The organism is Kitasatospora sp. NPDC048722 (assembly GCF_040650235.1).
Taxonomy (GTDB): domain Bacteria; phylum Actinomycetota; class Actinomycetes; order Streptomycetales; family Streptomycetaceae; genus Kitasatospora.
This window is the reverse complement of record NZ_JBEZGX010000048.1, coordinates 1-25,126: the sequence shown is the minus strand read 5'-3', so window position 1 is coordinate 25,126 and position 25,126 is coordinate 1. Positions and strand designations below refer to the sequence as shown.

At 73.0% G+C, this 25,126-nt stretch carries 25 protein-coding genes and 1 riboswitch; of the genes, 15 read left to right on the top strand and 10 right to left on the bottom strand.

Going from position 1 to position 25,126, the window contains the following annotated elements:
• Window positions 1-45: 45 nt before the first annotated feature.
• Window positions 46-1,464, bottom strand: coding sequence for a serine/threonine-protein kinase (locus AB0C76_RS29825; protein WP_359971536.1), 1,419 nt, complete (start codon window positions 1,462-1,464; stop codon window positions 46-48).
• A 147-nt stretch (window positions 1,465-1,611) separates the two neighbouring features.
• Here AB0C76_RS29825 and AB0C76_RS29820 point away from each other — a divergent pair, with 147 nt between their 5' ends.
• The 5 genes from AB0C76_RS29820 to AB0C76_RS29800 all read left to right on the top strand — a co-directional run bounded on the left by AB0C76_RS29820 (window position 1,612) and on the right by AB0C76_RS29800 (window position 9,763).
• Window positions 1,612-2,343, top strand: coding sequence for a hypothetical protein (locus AB0C76_RS29820; protein WP_359971534.1), 732 nt, complete (start codon window positions 1,612-1,614; stop codon window positions 2,341-2,343).
• Window positions 2,344-2,923: 580 nt separating this feature from the next.
• Window positions 2,924-3,103: riboswitch (M-box (ykoK) riboswitch) on the top strand.
• 311 nt (window positions 3,104-3,414) lie between these two features.
• The gene (locus AB0C76_RS29815; RefSeq protein ID WP_359971533.1) at window positions 3,415-4,782 is read left to right on the top strand and encodes a CBS domain-containing protein; all 1,368 of its coding nucleotides are present in this window, start codon (window positions 3,415-3,417) and stop codon (window positions 4,780-4,782) included.
• Window positions 4,779-6,104, top strand: coding sequence for a divalent metal cation transporter (locus AB0C76_RS29810; protein WP_359971531.1), 1,326 nt, complete (start codon window positions 4,779-4,781; stop codon window positions 6,102-6,104). The genes AB0C76_RS29815 and AB0C76_RS29810 overlap by 4 nt, the downstream gene beginning before the upstream one ends.
• Before the next feature lie 526 nt (window positions 6,105-6,630).
• A complete protein-coding gene (locus tag AB0C76_RS29805) occupies window positions 6,631-8,580 on the top strand; it encodes an ABC transporter ATP-binding protein (RefSeq protein ID WP_359971529.1) in 1,950 nt (649 codons plus the stop codon).
• Window positions 8,581-9,019: 439 nt separating this feature from the next.
• Window positions 9,020-9,763, top strand: coding sequence for a dienelactone hydrolase family protein (locus AB0C76_RS29800; RefSeq protein WP_359971527.1), 744 nt, complete (start codon window positions 9,020-9,022; stop codon window positions 9,761-9,763).
• A 1-nt stretch (window position 9,764) separates the two neighbouring features.
• On the opposite strand, the gene AB0C76_RS29795 is transcribed toward AB0C76_RS29800, so the two are convergent.
• A complete protein-coding gene (locus AB0C76_RS29795) occupies window positions 9,765-10,544 on the bottom strand; it encodes an alpha/beta fold hydrolase (RefSeq protein ID WP_359971526.1) in 780 nt (259 codons plus the stop codon).
• Between the two features lie 72 nt (window positions 10,545-10,616).
• On the opposite strand from AB0C76_RS29795, the gene AB0C76_RS29790 reads away from it, so the two are divergent.
• The gene (locus AB0C76_RS29790) at window positions 10,617-11,036 is read left to right on the top strand and encodes a MarR family winged helix-turn-helix transcriptional regulator (RefSeq protein ID WP_359971524.1); all 420 of its coding nucleotides are present in this window, start codon (window positions 10,617-10,619) and stop codon (window positions 11,034-11,036) included.
• On the opposite strand, the gene AB0C76_RS29785 is transcribed toward AB0C76_RS29790, so the two are convergent.
• The gene (locus tag AB0C76_RS29785) at window positions 11,033-12,241 is read right to left on the bottom strand and encodes an NAD(P)/FAD-dependent oxidoreductase (protein WP_359971522.1); all 1,209 of its coding nucleotides are present in this window, start codon (window positions 12,239-12,241) and stop codon (window positions 11,033-11,035) included. The genes AB0C76_RS29790 and AB0C76_RS29785 overlap by 4 nt on opposite strands.
• Window positions 12,242-12,402: 161 nt before the next feature.
• Between AB0C76_RS29785 and AB0C76_RS29780 the strand changes: the two genes are divergently transcribed.
• A complete protein-coding gene (locus AB0C76_RS29780) occupies window positions 12,403-12,990 on the top strand; it encodes a helix-turn-helix domain-containing protein (RefSeq protein ID WP_359971520.1) in 588 nt (195 codons plus the stop codon).
• A 9-nt stretch (window positions 12,991-12,999) separates the two neighbouring features.
• Here the strand turns inward: AB0C76_RS29780 and AB0C76_RS29775 are convergent, their stop codons facing one another.
• Both AB0C76_RS29775 and AB0C76_RS29770 read right to left on the bottom strand, forming a co-directional pair.
• Window positions 13,000-13,842, bottom strand: a complete 843-nt coding sequence (locus AB0C76_RS29775) for an NAD(P)H-binding protein (RefSeq protein ID WP_359971518.1) — start codon at window positions 13,840-13,842, stop codon at window positions 13,000-13,002.
• Entirely contained in the window at window positions 13,839-14,267 is a 429-nt protein-coding gene (locus tag AB0C76_RS29770) for a nuclear transport factor 2 family protein (RefSeq protein ID WP_359971516.1), read from the bottom strand. The genes AB0C76_RS29775 and AB0C76_RS29770 overlap by 4 nt, the downstream gene beginning before the upstream one ends.
• Window positions 14,268-14,375: 108 nt before the next feature.
• Between AB0C76_RS29770 and AB0C76_RS29765 the strand changes: the two genes are divergently transcribed.
• The 3 genes from AB0C76_RS29765 to AB0C76_RS29755 all read left to right on the top strand — a co-directional run bounded on the left by AB0C76_RS29765 (window position 14,376) and on the right by AB0C76_RS29755 (window position 17,011).
• Window positions 14,376-14,972: a helix-turn-helix domain-containing protein gene (locus AB0C76_RS29765; RefSeq protein ID WP_359971514.1), complete on the top strand. Its 597-nt coding sequence runs from the start codon at window positions 14,376-14,378 to the stop codon at window positions 14,970-14,972.
• Window positions 14,973-15,323: 351 nt separating this feature from the next.
• Entirely contained in the window at window positions 15,324-15,788 is a 465-nt protein-coding gene (locus AB0C76_RS29760) for a universal stress protein (protein WP_359971512.1), read from the top strand.
• A complete protein-coding gene (locus AB0C76_RS29755) occupies window positions 15,785-17,011 on the top strand; it encodes a SpoIIE family protein phosphatase (RefSeq protein WP_359971510.1) in 1,227 nt (408 codons plus the stop codon). The genes AB0C76_RS29760 and AB0C76_RS29755 overlap by 4 nt, the downstream gene beginning before the upstream one ends.
• A gap of 247 nt (window positions 17,012-17,258) precedes the next feature.
• On the opposite strand, the gene AB0C76_RS29750 is transcribed toward AB0C76_RS29755, so the two are convergent.
• From AB0C76_RS29750 to AB0C76_RS29740, 3 genes are all read right to left on the bottom strand, one after another.
• On the bottom strand, window positions 17,259-17,558 hold the full coding sequence (locus AB0C76_RS29750) for a DUF4193 domain-containing protein (protein WP_359971508.1): 300 nt from the start codon (window positions 17,556-17,558) through the stop codon (window positions 17,259-17,261).
• Window positions 17,559-17,633: 75 nt separating this feature from the next.
• Window positions 17,634-17,981 (bottom strand): hypothetical protein, encoded by a 348-nt coding sequence (locus AB0C76_RS29745; RefSeq protein WP_359971506.1) that lies wholly within the window; start codon window positions 17,979-17,981, stop codon window positions 17,634-17,636.
• Between the two features lie 142 nt (window positions 17,982-18,123).
• A complete protein-coding gene (locus AB0C76_RS29740; protein WP_359971504.1) occupies window positions 18,124-18,327 on the bottom strand; it encodes a cold-shock protein in 204 nt (67 codons plus the stop codon).
• Between the two features lie 338 nt (window positions 18,328-18,665).
• Between AB0C76_RS29740 and AB0C76_RS29735 the strand changes: the two genes are divergently transcribed.
• From AB0C76_RS29735 to AB0C76_RS29725, 3 genes are all read left to right on the top strand, one after another.
• Window positions 18,666-19,076 carry a hypothetical protein gene (locus AB0C76_RS29735; RefSeq protein WP_359971502.1) on the top strand — a complete coding sequence of 137 codons (411 nt, stop codon included), beginning with the start codon at window positions 18,666-18,668 and terminating at the stop codon, window positions 19,074-19,076.
• A gap of 663 nt (window positions 19,077-19,739) precedes the next feature.
• Window positions 19,740-20,465: a pyridoxamine 5'-phosphate oxidase family protein gene (locus AB0C76_RS29730; protein WP_359971500.1), complete on the top strand. Its 726-nt coding sequence runs from the start codon at window positions 19,740-19,742 to the stop codon at window positions 20,463-20,465.
• Window positions 20,466-20,755: 290 nt separating this feature from the next.
• On the top strand, window positions 20,756-21,739 hold the full coding sequence (locus AB0C76_RS29725) for a CapA family protein (protein WP_359971499.1): 984 nt from the start codon (window positions 20,756-20,758) through the stop codon (window positions 21,737-21,739).
• Window positions 21,740-21,877: 138 nt separating this feature from the next.
• Here the strand turns inward: AB0C76_RS29725 and AB0C76_RS29720 are convergent, their stop codons facing one another.
• Window positions 21,878-22,354, bottom strand: a complete 477-nt coding sequence (locus AB0C76_RS29720; RefSeq protein ID WP_359971497.1) for a universal stress protein — start codon at window positions 22,352-22,354, stop codon at window positions 21,878-21,880.
• A gap of 289 nt (window positions 22,355-22,643) precedes the next feature.
• Here AB0C76_RS29720 and AB0C76_RS29715 point away from each other — a divergent pair, with 289 nt between their 5' ends.
• A complete protein-coding gene (locus AB0C76_RS29715) occupies window positions 22,644-23,996 on the top strand; it encodes a phosphoribosyltransferase family protein (RefSeq protein WP_359971495.1) in 1,353 nt (450 codons plus the stop codon).
• A gap of 139 nt (window positions 23,997-24,135) precedes the next feature.
• Here the strand turns inward: AB0C76_RS29715 and AB0C76_RS29710 are convergent, their stop codons facing one another.
• Window positions 24,136-24,339: a cold-shock protein gene (locus AB0C76_RS29710; protein WP_359971493.1), complete on the bottom strand. Its 204-nt coding sequence runs from the start codon at window positions 24,337-24,339 to the stop codon at window positions 24,136-24,138.
• 415 nt (window positions 24,340-24,754) lie between these two features.
• Here AB0C76_RS29710 and AB0C76_RS29705 point away from each other — a divergent pair, with 415 nt between their 5' ends.
• A complete protein-coding gene (locus AB0C76_RS29705) occupies window positions 24,755-24,982 on the top strand; it encodes a hypothetical protein (RefSeq protein ID WP_359971491.1) in 228 nt (75 codons plus the stop codon).
• Window positions 24,983-25,126: the final 144 nt, after the last annotated feature.

Sequence of the window (25,126 nt, the reverse complement as noted above, 5' to 3'; positions counted from 1 at the left end):
CGAAGAGCCTACGCCCGGATGATCTTCGTCCGGTCCGGCCCGGCATCAGGAGCGACGGCTGCCCGGGACCTTCCACCACAGGAGCCAGGCGCAGGTGGCGACGATCAGCGAGTTCAACAGGACCGAGCCCGACGCCCGGCCGTAGCCGAGAATGCCCAGCCACCCCTGGTACTGGATATACAAGTTCCCGGAGAACAGCGCCACGTCGACGACGAGGAAGAGGGCCCACACCAGCCCGGGATGGAGGCGCGGCCGGGGCAACGCGTGCACGAGCGAGAACACGACCGTGGCCACGAGCACGGACAGGTAGGAGGAGGGCGGCATCTGTCGCACGTAGTTCCACGGCATCAACAGACCGACGGCCCAGAGCACCGCCATGCTGCCGAGGAAGCGCACCAGCCGGGCGACGGCCGCATTGCCCCGGGGAGCAGCGATGAGCCCGTCGGCCCCCGGCGGATGGGGCGCCGTCTGCTGGTTCGGCGCGAAGCCGCCGTCGGGGGTCGGCGTTTGGTGCGGGAACGTGCCGAGCACCGACCGGAGCGGCTTCCCGGACGGCGGCGGCGGGTAGCCCACGGGCGGCCCGAAGCCGGGCTGGAGCGGCGGCGCGTCGACCCGGGTCGGCGGCGGGCCGACCGGCGCCGTCCCACCCCGGACCACCGACTCCAGCGCCGCGATGGCCTGTTCGGCCGTCAGCCGCTGTGCCGGGTCCTTGGTGAGCAGCCCGGCGAGCACCGGCGCGAGCGCACCGGCCCGCTGGGTCGGACGCGGCGGCTGGGTGACGACGGCGATGCACAGCGCGCTGAACGTGTCGGCGTGGAACGGCGCTTGGCCCTCCACCGCCGCGTACAGCGTCGCGCCGAGCGACCACAGGTCGTTGGCGGCCGTCGGCGGCTTGCCCTCCAGCTGCTCGGGGGCCATGTAGGCGGGAGTGCCGATGACGGCGCCGGTACGGGTGAGCGCGGTCGTCGCGTCGGCCATGTGCGCGATGCCGAAGTCGGTGAGGATGACGCGCTCGTCCATCAACAGGACGTTGTCCGGCTTGAGATCGCGGTGGACGATCCCCGCCGCGTGCGCCTGCTGGAGCGCCTTCAGCATCGCGACGCCGATCTCGGCCACCCGCCGCGCCGGCAGCGCGCCGTCCCGGCCGAGCAGCGCGGCGAGCGAGGCACCGGTCACGTACTCCATGACGATCACGGGCGCGCCCTCGTGCTCCACCACGTCGTGCACGGTGATGATGCCCGGATGGTTGAGCCGCGCGGCGGCGAGCGCCTCGCGCAGCGTGCGCTGGAGGAGCTGCTCGCGGTGCTCGTCGTCGACGCCGGCCGGCAGGAGCACCTCCTTCACGGCGACGTCCCGCCCGAGGGTCTCGTCCCGCCCCCGCCACACGCGGCCCATGCCGCCCTGCCCGATGAGGTCGTGGAGGCGGTACCGGCCCCCGACGACTGCCCCGTTCGATGCTGTCACGGACCCATACCCTAGTGGCGCGCCCCCGTCCCCGGACACGCCGCGGTGCGGACCCGTCGCCCCGGCCGGTCCCGGTCCGGTTCCGGGAGCCCGCTTGGTCATAAATTGGGTACCGCGCACCAGTTCGGGACTGCTAGCGTCCTCGACGTGGCAAAGCTGAACCAGATCATCGCCGTCGAAAAAGGCGTCAAGTCCAAGTCCTTCCAGGAGCTGACCCAGGCCCACCAGGACCTGCAGAAGCCCGCGCTGCTGGCCGGGATCTCCCGCACCTACCAGCCCAAGGACGAGGAGGGCGAGCAGCTGCCGCCGGAGTCGACCCGGGTGCAGCTCAAGGCCGAGGACATCCTGCGGTCCACCGCGACGACCCTCACCCGGCTGTTCGACGTGACGGCCACCAAGGACTGGGCCAACCTCGGCGCCCGCGCCGACGTGGTGGTGGACGGCCAGGTGCTGCTCGCCCAGGTGCCCGTCCCGTACCTGCTCTTCCTGGAGAAGCAGCTCACCGACCTGTTCACCTTCGTGCGCAAGCTCCCGGTGCTGGACGCCTCCGAGTCGTGGAACCTCGACCCGTCCACCGACTCCTGGAAGACCGAGCCGGTGCGCACCATCCGGACCAAGAAGGTGCCGCGCAACCACGTCAAGGCCGAGGCCACCGAGAAGCACCCGGCCCAGGTCGAGGTCTACTACGAGGACGTCCCGGTCGGCTACTGGACGACCGTCAAGTTCTCCGGCGCACTGCCGGCCCGGCGCGTGAACGAGCTCGCCGAGCGGGTGGAGAAGCTCCAGCAGGCGGTCAAGTTCGCCCGCGAGGAGGCCAACGCCGTGGAGGTCACCGACCAGCGCGTCGGCGACGCCGTCTTCGGCTACCTGTTCAGGTAGCCGCCTGATCGCCCGTCCGGGGAGCCGGGCGGGTGCACCGAACGGCGCCGAGAACTCTCCGGGAGACCGGATGGGGGCGCTCGCGCGGTGCGAAAAAGCTGACACTGATGTTGAAGCTGACCAGGGGTCACAGTGGAGGTTCGAATCCTCCCCCCGGCACCACCGGCCGGGGTAGCCCAAGCCAGGCAGAGGCGGGCCCCGTGAATCTCAGACTCTCGCTCCAGTCTCAGCATTCGCCGCCGAACACCGGATCGACCGGGTGCGGACGAACATCGACGAATGCAGGTTCAAGTCCTGCCTGTGCCGCTCCGTGGCACGGTAGTTCAACGGCAGAACGCGTCGGTTTCAATCTGATCCGCGGCCCTTAAACGTGCCGGTGTGAGCAATTGGGCGGCACACAGGGGCCCGGGAGCAGGCTACGCTCCCGGGTCCTCTCGCCTTCCGGACACCCGCGTACGCCTCCGCACACGCGCGCGCCGACGCGCGCCCGGCGGCTCCCCCGCTGGTCGGGGCGGGGTCAAGCTCAGGTCAAGGGTTATGCCGGGGGGATGGCGAGGCCCTATCCTGTCAAGGATTCGAAAAGACACCTCGTTCGGTGAGGCGTCTTCACGGACACAGGCCACTGATCCCACCCGTCGAGAGACGCTCCGGATCAGGACAGGTCTCCCCGGCCCAAGGGGTGACCCCAAGTGGCTTCCCCGCCCGCACCGGCCGGGGACACGCCGTGGAGTGCCAAAGCTCTGACGAGTTGGGGTGCATCGGGCGGTGACGTCCGTCCACCCTGCCATGCCGCCGCGGCACCGGATCGCGGCCGAGATCGGGAGGGGGCGTGATGGACGGAAGTCCTGGCCATAGTCGGCCCTCCACCGTTTCGTTCCCGCCGTCCTTCTTCCGCCGCTCCAGGCGGCTCCTCCTTCCCTGACCCGCCGGGTCCGCTCCGCTTCCCCCCTCGCGTCCGTGTGACGCGGGAGGCCCCTGCGTGCGCCCGGTGACCCCTGCGGTCAGGGTTGGCAGTGGCATGCCACCAGGCGGCCCGATGCCCCGTCCTGCCGGGGCGAGGGGGGTTTCTCCATGGCCACCACCACACTGTTCTCGTCCGCCACGGCGCGCCTTCGCGACCGCACCGTCGAAGCCGAGCGCCGCACCACCGTCACCAAGGCCGTCCGATCGTCGCTCGTCTCGCTCGCCGGGCTGGTCGGCGGCCCGGTCACCAACCAGGCCGGCGAGGAGGTGGGCCGCGTCGTCGACGTCGTCGCCCGCCTCTACGGACCGGAGCCCTACCCGCCCGTCACCGGCCTGATCATCCGCATAGGCCGCCGCCGCGCGTTCATCGCGGCCACCACCGTCGAGCGGATCCACACCAGCGGGGTCCGCCTGCGCACCTCCCGCGTCGACCTGCGCGACTTCAACCGCAGGCCCGGCGAGGTGTTGCTCGCCCGCGACGTGATGGACCACCAACTCGTCGACGTCGACGGCGTCCAGGTCACCCGCGCAGCCGACCTCTACCTCGCCCCGCTCGCCGCCCGCACCGTCCTGGTCGGCGTCGACGTCTCGCTGCCCACCCTCCTGCGCCGCCTCGGGCCGCGCCGCTGGCAGATCCGCCCCACCCCGGACGGCGTCCTGGACTGGCAGTCCGTCGCCCCCTTCGGCGAACAGGCCACCCACGGCCCCGCCGAGGTGCGACTGCGCGCCTCCCGCTCCGCGCTGCACCGGCTGCGCCCGGCCGACCTCGCCGACATCCTGGAGGACCTCGGCCGCCACGAGCGCCAGCAGCTGCTCGGCTGGCTGGAGCCGGAGCACGCGGCGGACGCGCTGGAGGAGATGGAGCCCGCCGAGCTGGAGAACCTCCTGCGCGAGGCGCCGCCCGAGCACGCCGCCCGGCTGGTCGACGAGATGGAGCCGGACGAGGCCGCCGACGCCCTGCGCGACCTGAACCCGGGCGAGCGCGAGAACCTGCTGGCCCGGATGCCCGAGCCCGAGGCCGCCGAGCTGCGCTCGCTGCTCACCCACCGCGAGGGCACGGCCGGCGGCGCGATGACCACCCTGCTGGTCACCACCCGCTCGGCCCGGACCGTCGGCGAGGTGCGGGCCGAGCTCGCCGCCCAGGCCGAACACCGCACCGACATCGACGCGGTGACCGTCCTGGACGACGACGGCGTCCTGGTCGGCGACATCCCGCTGTTCGACCTCGCCGTCGCCGAGGACACCACCGTGGTCGCCGACCTGGTCGCCTGGCGGGCCCAGTTCGGCCCGCCGGTGACCGTCCGCCCCGACACCCGTCTCGCCGAGGCCGCCCACCACCTGGTCGCGGCCCGCGCCACCTCCCTGCTCGTGGTCGACGACACCGACCGCCCCCTCGGCCGGGTCCTGGCCGACGACATCCTCGACTCGCTGCTCCCCGAGCGCGGGCGCCTGCACTTCCGGAGGCTCCTGAAATGACCCGCGACCTCGACACCCGCCCCGACGCCGACGCGTCCGCGGCCGCGCCGGCGGGGCCGCGGTCGTCCGCGCCCGCGCCCGGACGCCGAAGGGGCTTCCGCCGGATCGCCGCCGTCGCGATGGTGGCCGGTCCCGGGCTGGTCGCGGCCAACGCCGGCAACGACGCCGCGGGCATCGCCACCTACGCCAGCGCAGGCTCGCAGTTCACCTACGGGACGCTGTTCTTCATGGTGCTCGTCACCATCGCCCTGGTGATGGTGCAGGAGATGGCCGTCCGGCTCGGCGCGCACACCGGCAAGGGCCTGGGCGCGCTCATCCGCGAGCAGTTCAGCCTGCGGCTCACCGCGCTCGCCGTGTTCTGCCTGCTGCTGGCCAACACCGGGCTGGTCGTCAGCGAGTTCGCCGGGATCGGCGCCGCCTTCGAGCTGCTCGGGGTGCCCAAGTGGGCGGTCATCCCGCCGGCCGCCGTCCTGCTGTGGTCGCTGGTGCTGTTCGGCTCGTACAAGTGGGCCGAGCGCATCTTCCTGGTGATGTCGCTGGCGTTCTTCGCCTACCCCGTCGCCATGGTCATGGGCCACCCGGACTGGGGGCAGGTCGGCGAGCACCTGGTGATCCCGCACCTGGAGCCCAGCAAGGACTTCATCCTGCTGGCCGTCGCGCTGATCGGCACGACCGTCAGCCCGTACATGCAGTTCTACGCGGCGGCCGGCGTCGTCGACCGCGGTGCCAAGCCGGCCGACTACAAGCTGATCCGGGCGGACGCCGTGCTCGGCGCGGTGTTCGCGTGCGTGATCAGCCTGACGATCATCATCGCGACCGCCTCGGCCATCGGCGGCACCGGCCCGCTGGAGTCCGCCGCCGAGGCCGCCGAGGCGCTCAAGCCGGTCGCCGGGCACGGCGCCGAGCTGCTGTTCGCCTTCGGCCTGATGGGCGCTTCCGCCCTGGCCGGCGCCGTGGTGCCGCTCTCCGCCAGCTACGCGATCGGCGAGGCCGCGGGCGTCGAGCGCTCCGTGTCGCGCAGCTTCCGCGACGCGCCGCTGTTCCTCGGGCTGTTCACCGCCCAGATCGCGCTCGGTGCCATCGTGGCGCTGACCCCGGTTGACCTCATCCAGCTGCTGATCGGCACCCAGGTGCTCCAGGGCCTGATCAGCCCGATCGTCCTGGTCTATCTCCTGGTGCTCACCAACCGCCGGTCCGTCCTCGGCGACGCGGCCAACAGCCCCCGCTACCGCGTCGTGGCCACCATCGCGGTCGTCGGCGTCGCGCTCATGTCGACGATCCTGCTGGGCCAGACCATCCTCGGCTGGTTCGGCATCGGCTGAACAACCGGAAAGCACCACCGGGCCTGTCGTCCACGGACGGCAGGCCCGGTGGCGTTCGGGGGCCCGGGAACCCCCGCACGCCGCACGACCAGCCGAACGAGTGAATCCGGCGACGGCTCCGCAGTGCCCTCCGGCCTCCCCCGCCGGGGCCCCCGCGCCTTGCGCGCCCGGCTTCCCGCCGCTCCACGGGCCTCCCGCCGGGTGCTCGAAAACACCCCGTTCGACCCGGGCTCGCCCGGGGAGCAAATCGCTTGAACGGCGGGCTCGAACAGCACCATCATCGGACCTCCGCCGCCCGCCGCGCAGCCTCAACTCCGGTGTCTTCTTGCCCATTTGGGCTACACACGGGCTGCCCGGCGACGGCTTTGCACGTCCGTTCACGCGCCTGGAGGAGCTGTGGAGAATCCCCCTACCCCGGTGTTCGGCGACCCCCGCGAGGAGGCCGACGCATGAGCGAACGAAGTGAGCGAATCATCAGATGGCGCGCATGGGCGAATGCCCCTGCCGAGCGAAGCGAGGTGGGAGCATGAGCGCCCCGACCCAGCAGTCCGCCGACGGCGTCAACGCGCCCGACGACGCCGACGAGGAACTCACGTGGCTGGCCGACCGCCGCCGCATCGAGACGATCGAGGCGATCAGCGTCGGCGCGATGGCCCGCCGCCTGCCCACGCTCGTCGTCCGCGCCTTCCGCCTCGGCTGGCGCATCGACCGGTTCTCCGTCGCCCTGCTCCTCGCCTGCCAGGTCCTCTCCGCCGTGCTCGGCGCGACCGGCCTGCTCGCCACGACCGGCACCATCGCCGCCCTGTTCGGCCCCGGCCGGGTCGGCGACAAGCTCGCGCACGCCGCGCCGTCGATCCTGGTGATCGCGGCCGCGGCCGGCGCCCGCTCGCTGCTCGGCATCACGATCCGCACCATCACCATCCACCTCTCCCCGCGCATCTCCCGGGAGGCCGAGGCGGCCGTCCTGCGCGCCACCGTCGCCGCCGAGCTCACCGCCTACGACACCGCCGGCTACAACGACGAGCTGGACGCCGCCGACCGCGGCGCCGACGTGTGCGTCGACATCGTCGGCGAGGCGCAGAACCTGATCGCCTCCGTCGCCTCGCTCATCGGCGCCGCCGGCGTCCTGACCGTCCTCCACCCCCTCCTGCTCCCGCTGCTGGTACTCGCCGCGCTCCCGCAGGGCTTCGCGTCGGTGCGCGCCGCCCGGGTCCAGTTCCTCGCGAACCGGGCCACCATCGGCGACCGCCGGATCATGGCCAATCTGCGCTGGTACATCCACGTCAAGCGCAACGCCGACCAGATCCGCTCCGACACCATGGGCGACTTCCTGCTCGAGAAGTACGAGCACGTCGGCCGCCGCCTGGACGCCACGTCCCGCCGGGCCGCACTGCAGAGCGCCCGCGTCTCGGTGCTCGGCGCCGCCGCCACCGGGCTCGGGACCGCCCTCGTGTGGGCGGCGATGCTGTGGCTCGTCAGCACCGGCCGCATGGGACTCCCCCAGGGCGGCGCGGCGGTGTTCGCGCTCGGCGCGGTCGGCACCAGCCTGCACGGCATCGTCGGCTACGGAGCCGACCTGTTCCGCACCGGCATGTACCTCGACGACTGGTCCACCTTCCTCGACACCGCCGGCGGCCACCGCCTCCAGCGCGGCGACCGGGTGCCCGAGCCCCCGCGCCGCATCGCCGTCGAGGACCTCCGCTACGCCTACCCCTCCTCCGAACGCACCGCCCTCGACGGCGTGAACCTGCACGTCGAACGCGGCGAGATCCTGGCCCTCGTCGGCGAGAACGGGTCCGGCAAGACCACCCTCGCCAAACTCCTCTCCGGCCTCTACCTGCCCACCGCCGGATCCGTGCGCTGGGACGGCCACGACACCCGCGACCTCGACCCGCACGCCCTGTGGCACCAGGTCGCCGTCGTCCCCCAGGACTACGCCCGGTGGCCGCTCACCTGCCGCGACAACATCACCCTCGGCCAGCCGGCCGCCGACGGCGACGCCGCCGTGCTGCGCGCCGCCGAGGCCTCCGGCGCGGCCGAGGTCGTCGCCAAGCTCCGCCGGGGCCTGTCCACCCTCCTGGCCGTCGAGTGGATGGGCGGCGAGGAACTCTCCGGCGGCCAGTGGCAGCGCCTCGCCATCGCGCGCGCCTTCCACCGCGAGGCCGGCCTCCTCGTCCTCGACGAGCCCACCGCCGCCCTCGACCCGCGCGCCGAGCACCGCATCTTCCGCAACCTGCGCGCCGTCGCGCAGGAGCGGGCGGTCGTCCTCGTCACGCACCGGCTCACGAACGTGGCCGTCGCCGACCGCATCGTCGTCCTGGAGGACGGCAGGGTCCTCCAGGAGGGCACCTTCAGTGAGCTGGTGGCCGAGAAGGGCGGCCGCTTCCGCGAGTTGTGGGACCTCCAGAACGAGCGCAGTGGCTTGCCCGCCCAACGCGTCAGCCCGTCCTGCGAGAACGAGGGACCCGTCCGGTGAGCGGCTTCCGGGGGTCAGCCCGCCGGTGGCCGGGTGATCCGCTCCTCGAACCCGTGGTGGGCGCAGACCTCGTCGTTGAAGGCCGGGACCTCCTCGAAACCGGCCGAGCGGTACAGGCCGGTCGCGGCCGAGGTAGTGGTCGTGGAGCACGCCCACGCGTTCGGTGACGGTGCGGTTGAACAGCCGCACGCGGGCGATCCGTGCCGGATCAGAGCGGGTCGAATCGGTGGCCCGGTCGCGCCCGGCGGGCTAGGGTGGGCCGCGATGACCACCGGGACGGCCTTGCGCCACACACGGATTGCTGCCCCGGCGCTCCGCTGAGCGCCGGACGGGCCGGTACGGGCCCGCGGTTCGATCGAAGGCCCGGCGCGTGCGCGCGGGCCCCGCCTCCGTCGTGTTCGACCCCAGGTTCGACACACCGACCACGACAGGAGACTTCATGCCCACCCGCACCGCGACACTGCTGATCCCCACCCCCGACGGCCGGGCCGACGCCTTCGCCGTCTTCCCCGACCACGGCGGGCCGCACCCCGGGGTGCTCATGTACCCCGACGCCTTCGGCATCCGCCCGGTGATCCGGGAGATGGCCCGCGAGCTCGCCGGGCACGGCTACTACGTGCTCGTGCCCAACTTCTTCCACCGGCACGGCCCGTCGCCCGTCGAGCTCCCCGAGTACATCGACGATGACGTCCGGGTCGGAATCATCGGGCAGTTGATGCCCCTGGTCCGAGCACACACCACGGACCTGACGCTCCGTGACGCCGACGCCTTCGTCCGGTTCCTCACCGCCCGGCCCGAGGTCGCCGCCGGACCGGTCGCCGTGACCGGCTACTGCTTCGGCGGCCTCCTCGCGCTGCGCACCGCCTCGGCCCACCCCGGGCAGGTCGCCGCCGTCGCCGGGTTCCACGGCCCGGTGGCCGCCGAGGGGCCCGACGGCCTGCACCGCCTCCTGTCGGCCATCACCGCCGAGGTCCACCTCGGCCACGCCGCGAGCGACCTGTCCCCCGAGACCCTCGCCGCCCTCGACCGGGCCCTGGACGCGGCCGGCCTCAGGTACACCTCCGAGATCTACCCCGGTACCGTCCACGGCTTCACGATGTCCGACACCTCGGCCTTCGATCCGGAGGGCCTGAAGCGCCACTGGGAGCACCTGCTCCCGCTCCTCGACCGCGCGTTGACGTAGGTCACCCCTTCCCGTGCAGGTGGGCGTCGATCAGGGCGAAGGTCGCCTCCGGCTGTTCGATCTGCGGGAGGTGGCCCGCCCCGGCGATGAGCTCGAACCGCCCGTCGCCGAAGGCGTCCGCGTACGCCGCGCCGTAGGCAGGGGTGACGATGCGGTCGCTCTCGCCCCACAGCACGAGGGCGGGCACCTCGACGCGCGGGAGGCGGTTGAGCAGCTTGGGATCGTACATGTAGGGGTCGGCCGCGAGGACGCGCATGGTGGCGATGTTGGCCTGGTGGGCGGCCACCTGGTCGGCGGAGAGGCCGGCCGGGTCGACGAAGAAGCGGTCGGGGTCGTGCCAGGAGTGTTCGGCGGCGGCGCGGGCGTCGAGGGCGAAGAAGTCGGTGATCGGCTCACCCTCGATCCGCACGCCGACGGCGTTGATCAGGACGACGCCGGTGACGATCCCGGTGGTGTCGAACGCGGCCATCTCGGCCGCCGTCCAGCCGCCCAGCGAGGAGCCGATGACCAGGACGTCCTCCAGGCCCCGCTCGTGCAGCATGCGGAGGTAGAAGAGGGCGAGGTCGTCGACGCCGGCCAGCCAGTCGGGGCGGGGCGTGCCGTTCCAGCCGGGGTGAGTCGGCGCGATGGTGTGCGCGCTGCGGGAGAGGTGCTCGGCGAGGCCCGCGACCGTGTGCGGGCCCCCGCCGCCGTGCAGCAGCAGGACCGGCCTGCCCTCTCCGGCTTCGGAGAAGGTGACGGGAAGGTCGCCGTACATGACGGTGGTGTGGAAGAGGTTCATGGCCTCAGAGTAACTAAATATCTTTATATAAGCTAGCTTGGCTATCGGGCGGACCCGACCTAGACTCGCCCCATGCATGGTGAGCTGCAGGTTCTCGGACGAGCGGTCAAGCAGGCGCAGTACCGGCAGCACCGGGCGCTCGACACCGCCCTCGCCGCCGTCGGCACGACGCTGGCCCAGTGGGACGCCCTGCGGGCGATCGGCCGCTCGCCCGGGGCGTCCGCCCGCGCACTCGCCGCGGCGACCTTCCAGAGCGAGCAGGCCTTCGGCACGCTCGCCGGCCGACTGACGGCCCAGGGCCTGGTGGAGCGCCGGCCGGGGCACGGGCGGCGCATCGAGCACCACCTCACCCCGGCCGGCGAGCAGGTCCTCGCCGCCGGGCACCGGGTCGCCGACGAGGTGCTCGCCGAGTGCTTCGCCCCCCTGCCGCCCGGGGACCGTGCGACGCTGCTCGACCTGCTCCGGCGCCTCGGCGGGGAAGCGGACGGTTAATCGGCCCGGCGGCCGCGGTACGCCGCCGCGGCACGCTGGTACTCCTGGTGCTCGGCGGCGTGGTCCGGGATGTGGGAGCCGGAGGCGAAGAACCGCTCCAGCGCCGCGTTGGCGCCGACGGCGAGCGGGCCGGAGCGGGCGAACATGGCCGTCTCGTACCGGATGACGGCGGCGTCGAGCGTGGGCTCCTCGGCCATCGCGCGGGCCAGTTCGGCCGCGTCGAGCATGGCCAGGTTCGCGCCGTGGCCGCCGAAGGGCGACATGAGGTGGGCCGCGTCGCCCACGAGCGTCACGCCGGGGACGTGCTCCCAGGCGAGCGGGGCGGGCAGGGCGTGGAGCGGCCGGTTGACACAGCCACCGTCGCCGTCCGTCACGAAGGACAGCAACTCCTCGGCCCAGCCGCTGAATTCCGCCCGGAGAAAGCCCCGGACGGCCTCCGCGTCGGCCGGGTCGACATCGGCGGCGACGTGCCAGTCGAGGGGAGCTCGCATGCCGACGTAGCCGCGGATGCGGTCGCCCCGGTTGCGCTGGGCGATGATCGCCTGACCGTCGCCGTTGTTCGCGAACACGTGTCCGTCGCCCACGAGTTCGGCGATCCGAGGGTGACGGCGCTCGACGTCGTCGAAGCGGACTTCGAAGAACGTCACCCCGCTGTACCGGGGCACGGCGTCGCTGACGAGCGGCCGCACCCGGGACCACGCGCCGTCGGCCCCGATCACCAGGTCCGCTTCGGCCCAGGCGCCGCCCGCGAACTCCAGCCGGTGCCGCCCCTCCCCCAGCGGCACCGCCGCGACGAGCTTGTGGCCCCACCGCACGGTCCCGGGCTCGACGTGGGCGGCGAGCATCGCGCGCAGCTCGCCGCGGTCGATCTCGGGCGCCGCGGCATCCCCCTCGTCGGGGACGAAGGAGGCGAGCACGGCGCCGCGGTGGTCGAGCCGGAGCTTGGCCTGTCCCTCGGGTCGGGCGAGTTCGGCGAACGCCTCCGTCAACCCGGCGTCCTCCAGCGCGATCTGCCCGGAATCGGCGTGCAGGTCCAGGGTGCCGCCGGGGTCGCGGGCGTCGACGGACGCGTCGGCATCGTACACCGTGACGTCGATGCCGCGCAGTTGCAGCACCCGGGCACAGGTCAGTCCGGCGGGCCCTGCCCCCACGACGGCGATGCGGGGTGTGCGCTGCGCCGCCTTCACGGCCTTCGTGGTCTCCATCGGGATCTCCTTCGCTCATGGCGGACCGCGCCCGGTCAGCCACTTACTGAACGGGCGCTCGGTAAGTGACGCTAGCCGAGCGGGCGCTCGGTAGGCAAGGGCCGAGCGGGCGCTCGGTCAGTGGATAGGATGAGACCGCTGCGACGACGGAGAGGAAGACGATGGCCCCCACCAGCGGAACCGAGCGGCGCTCCGGCGCCGAGACGCGCGCCGAGATCCTGCGCGTCGCGCTGCGGCTGTTCACCGAGAAGGGCTACGAGGCCACCACCACCCGGGACCTGACCGAGGCCCTCGGGCTCACGCGGTCTTCGCTGTACTACCACTTCCGCAGCAAGGAGGACATCGTCGCGAGCCTGATGTCCGAGCGCCGGCGCGACCTGGACGAACTCGTCGAGTGGATCACCGCCCAGCCGCGCACGCCCGACCTCCCGCGGCGGGCCGCGCTGCGCTGGCTGGACGGCACCACCCCGCAGCACCTCCAGGCGATGCTCCTGGCGCACGCCAACCAGCCCCTGATGCGGCGCCTGGCCGAGAAGGGCGAGGGCGTCCGCGCGGCGTTCGACCGCGTCATCGACCTCCTCGCCCCCGAGGACGCCGGCCCCCAGGACCGACTCCTGCTGATGATGGCCTTCGACACCGCCGGCGCGGCCCTGCTCGCCGCCAAGCCCACCGCCACGGACCCGGGCGACATCCTCGCCGCCGCCCGCCGGGCCACGTTCGCGCTCACGGAGCCCGCCACGGGCGCCTGAGGGGCGGGCTCAGCCCCCTCGCACCAACTCCCGTTCGGCGACGACCCGGAAGCCGTTCGGCGGGCGGCCGGTCAAGCGCTGCACGGTGTCGGTGATGCGATCCTCGGCTCCGCCGGCGATCGCGCGGTCCATGCCGGCGAGCAGCTCGGCGAACTCACGGGGCATCCCGGCGGCCAGGCGATCCCGGAACTCGTCGTGCGTCAGGTGGTGGTGGACCACCCGACATCCGGTGACCTCGGCGACGATCGCGGCGACGTCGTCGTAGCTCAGCGGCTCCGGGCCGGTCAGGACGAGGTCGCCATCGGGCGCGCGGTCGTCGGTGAGGGCGTGGACGGCCACGGCGGCGATGTCGTCGGCGTCGACGAACCCGACCCGCCCGTCCCCCGCCGCCGTGCGGATGACGCCGTCCTCACGGATGCTGCGGGCGTGGAGGTGCTCGCCCGTGAAGTTCTGCATGAACCACGAGGGCCGCAGCACCGCCCACTCCCCGAACAGGCCGGGCAGCGCCCGGTGCACCTCCCCCACCGCCGGGCCGCCTTCCGGGACGGCGGAGGAGCCGAGCAGCACGGCCCGCCGCACACCGGCGGCGCGGGCCCGGCGGAGGAACGGCAGCATGACGGACGCCGGGTCGGGCTCACCGACGGGCGGCACGAGGTAGACGTTGTCCACCCCGGCGAGCGCGTCCTCGAACGTGGCGGGCTCGTACCAGTCGAAGCGCACCGGCTGCGCACCGGGCAGCGGAGTCGCGCGGCGGGAGGCGGTCCTGACGCGGTGTCCGGCGCCGAGCAACCGCGCGATCGTTCGACTGCCGGTGGTGCCGGTCGCGCCGGTGACGAGGGTGGTGGCGGTCATCGGGCGACGCTCCCCGTGAAGTCCAGGCCCGGCTGCCGCAGGGCGAGCGGGTTCCAGTAGTCGCGGTAGGCGACCAAGCGCCCGTCCCGGACGGTCACGACGGCGATGTACGCCATCTCGAAGGGATCGCCGCTCTGCACGACGCGGCCCACGGCACGCATCTCCACGACGATGGTCCCGGGGTCGGCGGTCTCGTGGATCCGCAGGTCGGGGAAGCCGTGCAGGTCGATGTGGTCCGGGTAGCCGCGCATGTAGTCCGCGACGGCCCCCTTCCCCTCCAGTCGTCGCGGCCAGCCCGGTGGCGCGAAGGGGAACTCCATCACGCCGCCCTCGGCCCACAGGCCGACCCAGGCGTCGATGTCCTTGTCCAGCAGCAGGCGCAGGCCGTGGCGGTACAGCTCCGCCGGCGGGGTGTTCGCGGGCATGGGTCTCGTCCCTCCATCGCGTACGATACGGACCAGCGGTCCGCTTCATCGAAAGATACGGACCGTCGGTCCGCTTTGCAACCCACCCCTGCCCACCGGAGGACGACCGTGCCCGAGCGCAAGCCCCGCAAGGACGCGACCCGCAACCGGGCCGCCGCCCTCGCCGCCGCCGACACCCTCTTCGCCGACTCCCGGAGCCCCGAGGACGTCACCATGGCCGACATCGCGGACGCGGCCGGCGTCGGCAAGGGCACGCTCTTCCGCGCCTTCGGCGACCGCACCGGCCTCATCCGGGCCCTCTACGGCACACGCCTCGAACCCCTCGCGGCCGCGGTCGAATCCGGCCCGCCGCCCCTGGGCCCCGCCACCCCGCCCGCGGAGCGCGTCCCCGCCCTCCTCGACGCACTGCTGTGCTTCAAGCTCGACAACCGCCACCTCGCGCTGGCCCTGGAGGGCACGGGCGCCGACAGCCCGTACCGGACGGACCACTACGAGCAGTGGCACACCCTCCTCCGCGACCTGCTGCACCGGCTCCCGGACCTGGCCGACCCCGGCTTCACCGCCCACGCCCTGCTCGCGGCCACCCGCGCGGACCTCGTCGAACACCTGGCCGGCGAGCGGCAGACCCCTCGCGAGGACCTGCGGGCACAGCTGGCGGCCTTCACCGCACGCGTCCTCGGCACACCCGGCACGACGACTCCCTGATCGGGCCGAACACGCGCGTACGGCACGTCCGTTGCCCGTTCGGCGCCGGCGCACCGCGACCGGCGCAACGAGGCCAACGGCGTCACCGTCCCGACGAGCCCCTCGAACGCTGCTGCGCCGCCGTCGAGGAACCCGTCGGCGAAGGCGAGTTCGTCATCGTCCAGACGAGAGCGCCGGCAGGTTGACTCCGCCTCGAGCGCGGGTCCCGCGTCGCGGCCCGCCCGCGCGAGCGCCGCGTTTCCCGCCCGGAGCTGCTTCCTCCGCGTCACGGCGCAGCCGCCCCCGGCTGGCACGGCGGCCACGGATCGCCGATGGTGGCGGTGGAGACGGCTCAACTCTCGGAGGCATGTGATGGGCGAGGAACCCCGCCGCTCAGCTCGGATCGTCGTGGGAGTGGACGGTTCCCCGACGTCCAGGGCCGCGCTGGTGTGGGCCGCCCGGCAGGCCGGGCTCACCGGTGCCGCCGTGGATGCGGTGATCGCCTGGCAGTACCCGGTCGGCTACGGAACGCCCTCGGCGGCCGTACCGAACTTCGACTTAGCGGGCAACGCGCGTCAGACCCTGGCCGGTGCCGTCGCGGCGGCCACGGCACGATCCCCGCAGGTGGAGATCCGGCAGCACGTCGTCCAGGGCCACCCCGCCGCGGCGCTCCTCGAGGCCGCCGACAGCGCGGACCTGCTCGTCGTGGGTAACCGCGGGCACGGCGGATTCACCGAGGCCCTGCTGGGCTCGGTCAGCCAGCACTGCGTCCACCTCGCGCGCTGCCCGGTCGTCGTCGTACGCGGCACCGAGCCCCAACCGCGGTCGGAGCCGTGACCGGCGAGGCGATCGACTACCGGGCGGTGTTCCGTGCCCTGCCCGGCATGGTCGCCCTGCTCACCCCCGACCTGCTGTACGCCGACGCCAACGATGACTTCGTCAGTCTGTCCGGGCGCACCCGCGAGCAGCTCATCGGCCGGTACCTGTTCGACGTCTTCCCCGACAACCCGAACGACCCCGCCGCCACCGGCGCCCGGAACCTGGAGACGTCCCTGCACAGGGTCCTCGCGTCCGGGGAGCGCGACACCATGGCTCTTCAGCGCTACGACGTCGAGTCGACCACCCGGCCCGGCGAGTGGGAGGAGCGGTACTGGAGCCCGGTCAACGCCCCGGTGCTCGACGGCGACGGCCGTACGGTGCTGCTCGTCCACCGGGTCGAGGAGATCACCCAGCTCATCCGCGCCCACGGCCTGCCCGAGGGCAACCGCGCCCGCGTCCTGGAGGCCGAGCTCTACACCCGTGCCCGCGAGCTCCAGGAGGTCAACGAGCGCCTGCGCGAGGCCCACGCCCACGAACGGGAGGTCGCGCTCGCGCTCCAGGAGGCCATGCTGCCCGCCCCCAGACCGCTCGAACGCCACCACGCCGCGGTCCGCTACCGGCCCGCCGTGGGAGCGCTCAATGTCTGCGGGGACTGGTACGACCTCGTCGAGCTGCCCGGTGACCGTGTCGCGGTCGCCGTGGGCGACGTGGTCGGCCACGGCCTGGTCGCCGCCGGTGTCATGGGCCAGCTCCGCAGTGCCCTCAGCGCCGCCTCCCGGGTCGCCACCGGCCCCGCCCAGGCCCTGGAAGTGCTCGGCCTGTACGCCCGTTCCGTCGAGGGCGCCGAATCCACCACCGCCGCGACCGCCTTCATCGACTCCGGCGCCCACACCATCACCTACAGCAGCGCCGGCCATCCTCCGCCCGCACTGCTGCGCGGCGACGGCACCGTCGAATTCCTCGACAAGGCCACCGATCCTCCGCTCGGTGCTCGTCCCGAGCACCAGACACGGCCCGAGGCCGTCACCCGGTTCGCCGAGGGCGACACGCTCACCTTCTACACCGACGGCCTGGTCGAACGCCGCCGCGAGGACATCGACACCGGCCTGGACCGCCTCGCGCACGTCCTCACCACGCACCGCTCCGCCGACCCCGACACCCTCGCCGACACCGTCCTCACCGAACTGATCCCACCCGGCGGCGCCACCGACGACACCGCACTCGTCGTCATCCGGCTCTGAAGGCGGCACCGACCCGGGTGAGCACTCGTCGATGCCGGCGCCGGGCTCCTGCGGGCCGGGTGCGCTCCACGGCTTCCTCGTCGGCCCGGTCGGCCGACGAGGAAGCCTCGGCCGGGGGGGTGGCCGAGGCGATGCAGCGATTCACCGACCCACTCGGCGCGGATCGTACGTCCGGTCCCGTTCGCCGTCCTGACCGCGGTACTCGTCACGACCGACGCTGTCCACGCAGCGGGCGCGGCGACTGCTGTCAGGGCGCGCAGTCGCGGCAAATCATCCTGCCCTGATCGTCCGTGTGGGCGAGCCGGCTGCGGTGGTGGACCATGAAACAGGTCGCGCAGACGAACTCGTCCGCCTGCTCCGGCAGGACCTTGACGGTCAGATCCTCCCCGGAGAGATCGGCGCCGGGAAGCTCCACGGACTCGGCCTCCTCGGTCTCGTCCAGGCCGGCCGTGCCGGGCCGCCGCTCCTCACGACGGGACTTGAGTTCTTCGATGCTCTCCTCGTTGTCGTCCTCGGTGCGCCGCGGGGCGTCGTAGTCCGTGGCCACAGTGATCGCTCCTTGCGTGGGTCTCAGAGGTCGCCCGACAAGGCCGGGTCGGCAGGGGCTCAAGCGGACGGGGGCTCAGGTGGCGTCCTCCTTCGTGCCGGCGGCCGTCGATGCGGCGCCGAGGTCGGAGGTGCCGGCCGGAGGACTGTCTCCGGAGAGACCGGTGACGGTGGTCTCACACACCGGGCAGGCGTGCCGATGCCAGCGCGGCGGACACCAGGGGTCGCCCGGTGCGGGGTGCTGTGAGCCGGGTTGCATGCCGCGGGTCGACAACCCGCAGAGGGTGGCGTCCGCCGGGGTCGGCGTGCGGGCGGCGGCGTGGACCCGGACCACAGGTGCATGCGGTGTGGCGGGCAGCCCCTCGGCGGTGAGGAGCCGTACGTTCGCCGGTCCGTCCAGCTCCAGCAGTGCGACGAGATCCATACCCCCACGGTGGCCCCGGCCGGCGTTCCGTGCATCCGGTCGTCCGCGGTGGGGCCGACGAGGAAGGTGCGGCTCGTTGGGCCGGTGGAGACGCGGGCGCCCCGCACACGGGTGCGTGCGGGGCGCCCGCTCATGTGGAAGGTCAGGCGGGGCGGATGTGCTCGGCCTGCGGGCCCTTCTGGCCCTGAACGACGTCGAAGCTCACCTTCTGGCCCTCCTGGAGCTCACGGAAGCCCTGGGCGTCGATGTTCGAGTAGTGGGCGAACACGTCGGGGCCGCCGCCGTCCTGCTCGATGAAGCCGAAACCCTTTTCGGCGTTGAACCATTTCACGGTGCCGGTAGCCATGCGCTTCTCCTTCGTGGGAACTGGTCGGTCCCACGGATGCGGGCCCGGAGGTGATCGCCTTGGTCCGGAGAGGCGTCGAACAGCAAGAACGCCCACGGCATGTGACCGCGGGCGAGAACTTCGGAACCACGACTGCTTGATCAAAACGTTACACCTGAGGGGATCCCACGGCCAGGGAGCCCCGCGGATACGACGCGGCGTGGTCGTGTCGCCGGTACGCGCCCCGGTCGCGTCGAACCGCCGGCGTCCGCGAACACGAGCGGGCTCCCCAGCGGAACAGATGCGCGAGGCCTCGCTCCGGCAGACCCTGGGAGAGGAGCCGACCTCGGAGGAGAACGATGACCAGTACCAGTGGCTCACGGGAACCGAGCGCCATGGCGCACATGTCGATCTCCGGTGCGCCATCCCTGGCCAACGTGGTCGCCGACGCGGTGGGGCGGTCCTTCAGGCTGATCGCCGTCCCTGGTCCTGGCACAGCGATGGACTACGTCTCACCCGCCGATCAGGTCGTCCGCACTCGCTGGCAGGTGGACACGTCGGCGCCGGTCGAAGAAGCCTCCGCCGGGCCCGTGGCCTTCGCGGACGCCGGTGCCGACCCGGTGAAAGTGGAACTCAGCGGTCGAGCCGACGCCGCGGTCAAGGTCGAGGCGTTGATACGCGCTCGTTTCCGTGCTGGACCACCGGCGGGCTTCTCGCAGGCATTCGAGGTGTGGCCGGGGAGTCCGCCGCTCCCCTCGGGCCGGCCGTGACCGGATCGGCGTGCGCCCGGCTCGGCGAGGCCCGTCGGACCTTCCGCCGTTCCCCGTCGCCGTCCCGTCGCGAATCCGGTCCCGCGACAGTGCCGGTCCCGCGGCGGTGTCGTGCGGGCAGACGGAAACCTGCAAGGTGGGCTCCCTTCGCCGGCATTGTCCGGATCAGGTGGTGGAGGTCGCCTTCCGGTCTCACAGACCTTCCAGCCTCTCAGCCCGACCGTCGACGAACGCCCCGCACGGAGCCTCCGCCCATCGCCCGGGGCCATCCGGTCGAACTCCCTCGCTCGCCCTGCAGGCCGATTCTCACGATACTCTCTCCCCCACCCGGTACCAGGGCCGAACGGCCCCCACCCGGATGGCCGCGATGGTGGTTCCCGTTCCGAGCCCGGGTGCACACCGGCCCCGGCAGCGGGGACAACCGACCGGAGAGCCGCACCGGCGCCCATCACCCCCACGGCCCTCCCGCGGCGGAGATCGGTGACGAGGCCACCGCCGGACGAGCCCTGATCGACCTCGGGCAGCGGTCGGTCCGCTCCCGCGAGACCGACGCACCTGCCGACGGACCGCCCCTGTACGGCTGATCACCGATACACCGGCCCGTGCACAGCCGCCCGGCCGCCCGTCGCAGCGGCACCCGACCTCGCGGAGGGAATCGTGTGCATGAAGTGCACAAACCCGAAGGGCGCCCATCCCCGGTCGAACCAGCCCCAGCCCGGGGACATCGGCCGCCGTCTGGCCCGGCGCAGGCAGTTGCTCGGCCTCAGCCGCCGGGACGTGGCCGACCGGGCGGGCATGGCGCCGGAGTACGTGGAGCACGTCGAGTTGTCGGCCGATGCCGTCGACACCGTCACCCTCGCCCGGCTGGCCGCCGCACTCGGCACCTCCGCCCGGGAACTGCTGGGCGGCGGACAGGACGCACCACCCAGGCGGGCCCCCTCGGCACCGCACGCCGTCCTGGAGGAACTGGCGGAAGAGGACTGCTGGGCCAGACTCGCGCCCGGCGGGATCGGCCGGGTGGCCCTGTCGACCGACAGCGGTCCCGTGGTGTTCCCCGTCAACTACCGCATCCACGACGGCACCGTGGTCTACCGCACCGGCACCGGGAGCACCCCCGCGAGCGCCGCCGGCCACCGGGTCGCCTTCGAAGTGGACCACATCGACGAGGCACGGCGCGGCGGCTGGAGCGTCCTGGTCTCGGGCATGGCGGTCCGTGTCGACGATCAAGTACCTGTCGAGCAGCTGACGCGCCAGGGCGACCCGGACCCGTGGGCCGGAGGCGAACGCGACGTGTGGATCGGGATCGCGCCCGCCACCGTCACCGGCCGGACCATCACCCTCCCACCTGCGGCGCCGCCCGAGGGCGGGCCCGGACATCCAGGAGCATGAGGTGAAAGCCGAAGGCCGGGGCCGCATCATCATCCAGGGCACCCGCCTGCGGCTCGGCCCGTTACGGCTGCCCCGCACGGCCATGCGCTGACGGCTCATCCGGTTCGGCCCCGGCCGCCCACCGCCCTCACGGGCGGAAGCCCTCGTCGCCAGGGTCGTCTCCGCCAGCGGCATTCCGGACCGGCGGGTTGCCTGCGGCGGAGCATGGGCCGAGCCTGGAGGAGCGGGGCGGGGCGCGAGCAGGGACGGAAAGGCCGCGCGCGAGAATACGGCTGGAGGCGGGCTGCGCGATGGCGCTCAGGGTGGCACTGGCCGGCGACACGATGCTCGGGCGTGGTGTCGCCGAGGAACTGCGGCGCTCGCCGACGCCGGCGGCGCTGCTCTCCGCCGAGGTGCGGGAGCTGCTTCTGGGGGCCGATCTCGTCGTGCTCAACCTGGAGTGCTGCATCTCCGCCCGCGGTGAGCGCTGGCCGGACCCGGACAAGCCGTTCTTCTTCCGCGCCCCGCCCTCCACCGCAGGGGTCCTCGCCGAGCTCGGGGTGGACTGCGTCACCCTGGCGAACAACCACGCGCTGGACTACGGGTTCGACGCCCTGACCGACACCTGCGACCTGCTGGAGCAGGCGGGCGTCCGTACCGTCGGCGCCGGGCGGGACGAGTCGGCGGCCCGGGAGTTCGCCGTGCTGGAGGCCCACGGGACTCGATTGGCGGTCCTCGGCGTCACCGACCATCCGAAGGACTACGCGGCCGGAGCCCGACGTCCCGGAGTCGCCTGGGCCGACCTCCGCACAGGTGTACCCGACTGGCTCACCGCGCTGGTGGCCCGCGCCGCGCGGGAGGCCGACGCGGTGTTGGTCACCCCGCACTGGGGCCCCAACATGACCTCCCGCCCGCCGCCGCACGTGCGCACGGCGGCCCCGCGACTCCTGGCCGCCGGGGCGACGCTCGTCGCAGGACACTCCGCCCACGTGTTCCACGGCGTCGCCGACCGCACCCTCTACGACCTGGGCGACTTCATCGACGACTACGCCGTTCACCCGGCGCTGCGCAACGACCTCGGCCTGCTCTTCCTGGTGACCCTGGACGGCCCGGACCGTGCCCACCTGGCACCGGTGCGGCTGGAGGCGGTGCCGCTGTTCCTGGACTTCTGCCACACCCGCCTCGCCTGCGGCGAGGAGCGGGAGTGGATCCGCGAGCGGTTCACCTCCGCCTGCGCCGAACTCGGTACCGGGGTGGGCCGGCGGGCCGGACGGCTGACGGTCGACTGGGGGTGAGCACAGAGGGGGCTCCGAGGCTGGGTTTCCGGGCGGACGGACGTGTCCGACCCCGGTGGCCGTCCCGTCGTCGGACGATTGCTCTCGCCCCCGGCGGGGGTCGGGCCGGGTGGCCCGCCCGCCTCTCACGCGCCCGGTTCAGGCGGGCGGCACGACGACGACGGGAACGTGGGCGTGGTGGACGACCTCGGTGCTGGTGGAGCCGAGGGCGAGGCGGCCCCAGACGCCGGCACCACGGGTGCCGACCACGATCAGGCCCGCGTCCTGGCTCGCCTCCAGCAGGACCTTGGCGGGGCGGCCTCGCTCGCAGTGGACCTCCACCTCGACGAACGGCTCGCCGACCTGTCGGCGCAGTTCCTCGACGGTGTCCGTCACCTCGCGGGCGACGACGTCGTGCAGGTGGGTCGGCAGTGCGCCACTCGTGCGGGGCCAGGAGGGCGTTCCCAGGTCGGACGGGTCGGCCCGGCCGGAGCCGTAGGCGTGAACGGCCCGTACGCCGACGCCGCGCACCTGCGCCTCCCGCAGAGCGAAGAGCACCGCCCGGCGGGCGGGCTCCGAGCCATCCGTGCCGACGACGACCGGTCCCGCAGGACCCGGGGCGTTAGTGCTGCTCACGGGGACCTCCAATGCGCGCGCCTCGACTGTGCGGGCGGCCCGGCTCCGCAGATCCGGACGCTCCGGCGGCGTGCGATCTCCCGCCCGCCCGCCTCCTTTCATGCTCCCCCGCGTCTGCCGCCGCAGCACGTTCGTCCCGGTACGGGCACCCGGACCGGAGCCCACGGACGGCGACGGCGCGCGGTCGTTCGCGCGCGCCCGGGAGTAGGGGGATCGTGTGAAGTGAGCCGGCGATCCCCGCGCCGAGCGCGGGTTCGGCCGCGATCCCGGATCCGAAGGAGGGCCGGTCATGTACTTCGTCGATCGTGCGGACGCGGGGCGGCGCCTCGCCGAGCGGGTCGGGCACCTGGGGGGCGGGGACGTGGTCGTCCTCGGACTTCCCCGAGGTGGCGTACCGGTGGCGGCCGAGGTCGCGAAGGCGCTGCGCGCGCCGCTGGACGTGATCGTGGTGCGCAAGCTCGGCGTGCCCTTCCAGCCGGAGCTGGGCATGGGCGCGATCGGCGAGGGCGGGGTGCGCATCGTCAACGAGGCGGTGATGCGGGCGACGCGGACCTCCGAGCAGGAACTGGCCGCAGTCGAGGCACGTGAACGGGTCGAGCTGGACCGCAGGGCACGGCGGTACCGGGGTGACCGGCCCCGCTCCGAGCTCGCCGGCCGTACCGCGGTCGTGGTGGACGACGGGGTCGCCACCGGTTCAACCGCCCTCGCGGCATGCCTGATCGCCAGGAACCAGGGCGCGGCCCGGGTCGTGCTCGCCGTCCCCGTCGCCCCGTCGGACTGGACCCGCAGGCTGGCGGACGCGGCGGACGAGCTGGTGGCGCTGTCGACACCCGGGGACTTCTACGGGATCGGCCAGTTCTACGAGGACTTCACCCAGACCACCGACGCCGAGGTGGTCGCCTGCCTGGACGAAGCCGCCGCCCGGGTGAGCGGCGGCGAGCCGTCCGCCCCCGCTTCGCGCGGACCCGCACGCTCCGCCTCAGCTCGGGCCGACGATCCGGAAGTCGTCGTGGACGCCGGGCCGGTACGGCTCGTCGGGCAGCTGACCGTACCCGACGGTGCGACGGGGATCGTGGTGTTCGCCCACGGCAGCGGCAGCAGCCGGCACAGCCCGCGCAACCGGTTCGTCGCGGCCGAGCTGAACCGGGCCGGCCTGGCCACCCTGCTCTTCGACCTGCTGACCGAGGAGGAGGCGCTCGACCGGGCGAACGTCTTCGACACCGCCCTGCTCGCCCGCCGCCTGACCGGTGCCACACGGTGGCTGCGCGGTCGGCACGACACCGGTGGGCTCGCGGTCGGCTACTTCGGGGCCAGCACCGGAGCCGCCGCCGCACTGTGGGCGGCCGCGGAGCCGGACTCGACGGTCCGGGCGGTCGTCTCCCGCGGTGGACGGCCCGACCTCGCAGGCCCTCGCCTGACGGCCGTCACCGCCCCCACCCTGCTCATCGTCGGCGGCGACGACCACGTGGTCCTCGACCTCAACCAGCAGGCCCGGGCCCGGCTGAACTGCGAGAACCAGCTCGCCGTCGTCCCCGGCGCCACCCACCTGTTCGAGGAACCCGGGGCACTCGAACAAGCCGCAGACCTGGCCGCCCGCTGGTTCAGCACCCACCTCGTCCCGACGCCGGACGCCGCACACTGACCCCGGCGCCTCTCTCGCCTGCCCGGGTGCCCGACGGCACGACCCTCGGCACCGAGCGTCCGGTGCGCGAATGGCGGAGGGCCCGTACCGCGCACTGCGCGGTACGGGCCCTCACTACCGGACGAACGCCCGGCCGGAATTACAGCGGGCGAATGTTCTCCGCCTGCGGGCCCTTCTGGCCCTGCGTGACGTCGAACTCGACCTTCTGGCCCTCGAGCAGCTCGCGGAAGCCGTTGGCGTTGATGTTCGAGTAGTGGGCGAAGACGTCAGCGCCGCCGCCGTCCTGCTCGATGAAGCCGAAGCCCTTTTCCGAGTTGAACCACTTCACGGTACCGGTGGCCATGAGAAATCCCCTTCAAGAGACCATCAGAAGTCCGCACGATACGGACTTTCGAGTCGCCGTGATGAGAACCCTCCGAAAGCCGGAAAAACGAAAAATGCGCCTGCGACAATCAGCAGGCGCACACAAAGTTCATGGGAACCACTACTGCAACTTCTTCGACTGTAGCAGGCCCCGGCCCTCCCCGGCGAACATTCCACGCGAATTTTTCGGCCGCCCCGCCCGGGCGCGACTTCCCCGTCCCGACCCGGGCGGCAACGGACCCGCATCGCAGTACAGTTGGAGCCGTCCGTGCCGCCGTCCGGCCCGGTCCTGATTTTGGGCCCGGCAGGGAGCGTGTCGGCCACGGCGCGCACGGCACCGATTCGGACTCTCCGGGAAGACCCGTCCCACCGATTTTCGGAGCATACTGACCACGATGAGAAAACCACCGGCAGTCCGACGCCCCTTGCCCACCAGCCCCTTCAAAGCCCGGCCCACCGCACCACCCAAGCGGTTCGCCATGGGTGACCGCGTCACCCACGACAAGTACGGTCTCGGCCGCGTCATAGACGTGGAGGACGGGCCGGATGCCGCGGTCCTGGTCGACTTCGGCTCGCGGCAGGAGCGGATCATCCCGCCCTACGCCTCGATGCACGCACTCTGACGGGCACCGGACCGCTTCGCGCCCGCGTCCGGTCCCGGCGCCGCCCGGGGCTCCTGGAGCCGCAGCGGCTGCCGGCGCCCCCGTCGGCGCCGGCAGCCGCCGCCGCGGGTCCGGCCGGTCTCCACGGGCGGGGTCGCCGCCGGC

What these genes read in the sequence shown, in the direction of transcription:
- AB0C76_RS29815 (WP_359971533.1), top strand. Translation starts at nt 3,415, where the DNA reads ATGGCCACCACCACACTGTTCTCGTCCGCCACGGCGCGCCTTCGCGAC.
- AB0C76_RS29810 (WP_359971531.1), top strand. Translation starts at nt 4,779, where the DNA reads ATGACCCGCGACCTCGACACCCGCCCCGACGCCGACGCGTCCGCGGCC.
- AB0C76_RS29805 (WP_359971529.1), top strand. Translation starts at nt 6,631, where the DNA reads ATGAGCGCCCCGACCCAGCAGTCCGCCGACGGCGTCAACGCGCCCGAC.
- AB0C76_RS29800 (WP_359971527.1), top strand. Translation starts at nt 9,020, where the DNA reads ATGCCCACCCGCACCGCGACACTGCTGATCCCCACCCCCGACGGCCGG.
- AB0C76_RS29795 (WP_359971526.1), bottom strand. Translation starts at nt 10,544, where the DNA reads ATGAACCTCTTCCACACCACCGTCATGTACGGCGACCTTCCCGTCACC.
- AB0C76_RS29790 (WP_359971524.1), top strand. Translation starts at nt 10,617, where the DNA reads ATGCATGGTGAGCTGCAGGTTCTCGGACGAGCGGTCAAGCAGGCGCAG.
- AB0C76_RS29785 (WP_359971522.1), bottom strand. Translation starts at nt 12,241, where the DNA reads ATGGAGACCACGAAGGCCGTGAAGGCGGCGCAGCGCACACCCCGCATC.
- AB0C76_RS29780 (WP_359971520.1), top strand. Translation starts at nt 12,403, where the DNA reads ATGGCCCCCACCAGCGGAACCGAGCGGCGCTCCGGCGCCGAGACGCGC.
- AB0C76_RS29775 (WP_359971518.1), bottom strand. Translation starts at nt 13,842, where the DNA reads ATGACCGCCACCACCCTCGTCACCGGCGCGACCGGCACCACCGGCAGT.
- AB0C76_RS29770 (WP_359971516.1), bottom strand. Translation starts at nt 14,267, where the DNA reads ATGCCCGCGAACACCCCGCCGGCGGAGCTGTACCGCCACGGCCTGCGC.
- AB0C76_RS29760 (WP_359971512.1), top strand. Translation starts at nt 15,324, where the DNA reads ATGGGCGAGGAACCCCGCCGCTCAGCTCGGATCGTCGTGGGAGTGGAC.
- AB0C76_RS29745 (WP_359971506.1), bottom strand. Translation starts at nt 17,981, where the DNA reads ATGGATCTCGTCGCACTGCTGGAGCTGGACGGACCGGCGAACGTACGG.
- AB0C76_RS29740 (WP_359971504.1), bottom strand. Translation starts at nt 18,327, where the DNA reads ATGGCTACCGGCACCGTGAAATGGTTCAACGCCGAAAAGGGTTTCGGC.
- AB0C76_RS29735 (WP_359971502.1), top strand. Translation starts at nt 18,666, where the DNA reads ATGACCAGTACCAGTGGCTCACGGGAACCGAGCGCCATGGCGCACATG.
- AB0C76_RS29730 (WP_359971500.1), top strand. Translation starts at nt 19,740, where the DNA reads ATGAAGTGCACAAACCCGAAGGGCGCCCATCCCCGGTCGAACCAGCCC.
- AB0C76_RS29725 (WP_359971499.1), top strand. Translation starts at nt 20,756, where the DNA reads ATGGCGCTCAGGGTGGCACTGGCCGGCGACACGATGCTCGGGCGTGGT.
- AB0C76_RS29715 (WP_359971495.1), top strand. Translation starts at nt 22,644, where the DNA reads ATGTACTTCGTCGATCGTGCGGACGCGGGGCGGCGCCTCGCCGAGCGG.
- AB0C76_RS29710 (WP_359971493.1), bottom strand. Translation starts at nt 24,339, where the DNA reads ATGGCCACCGGTACCGTGAAGTGGTTCAACTCGGAAAAGGGCTTCGGC.
- AB0C76_RS29705 (WP_359971491.1), top strand. Translation starts at nt 24,755, where the DNA reads ATGAGAAAACCACCGGCAGTCCGACGCCCCTTGCCCACCAGCCCCTTC.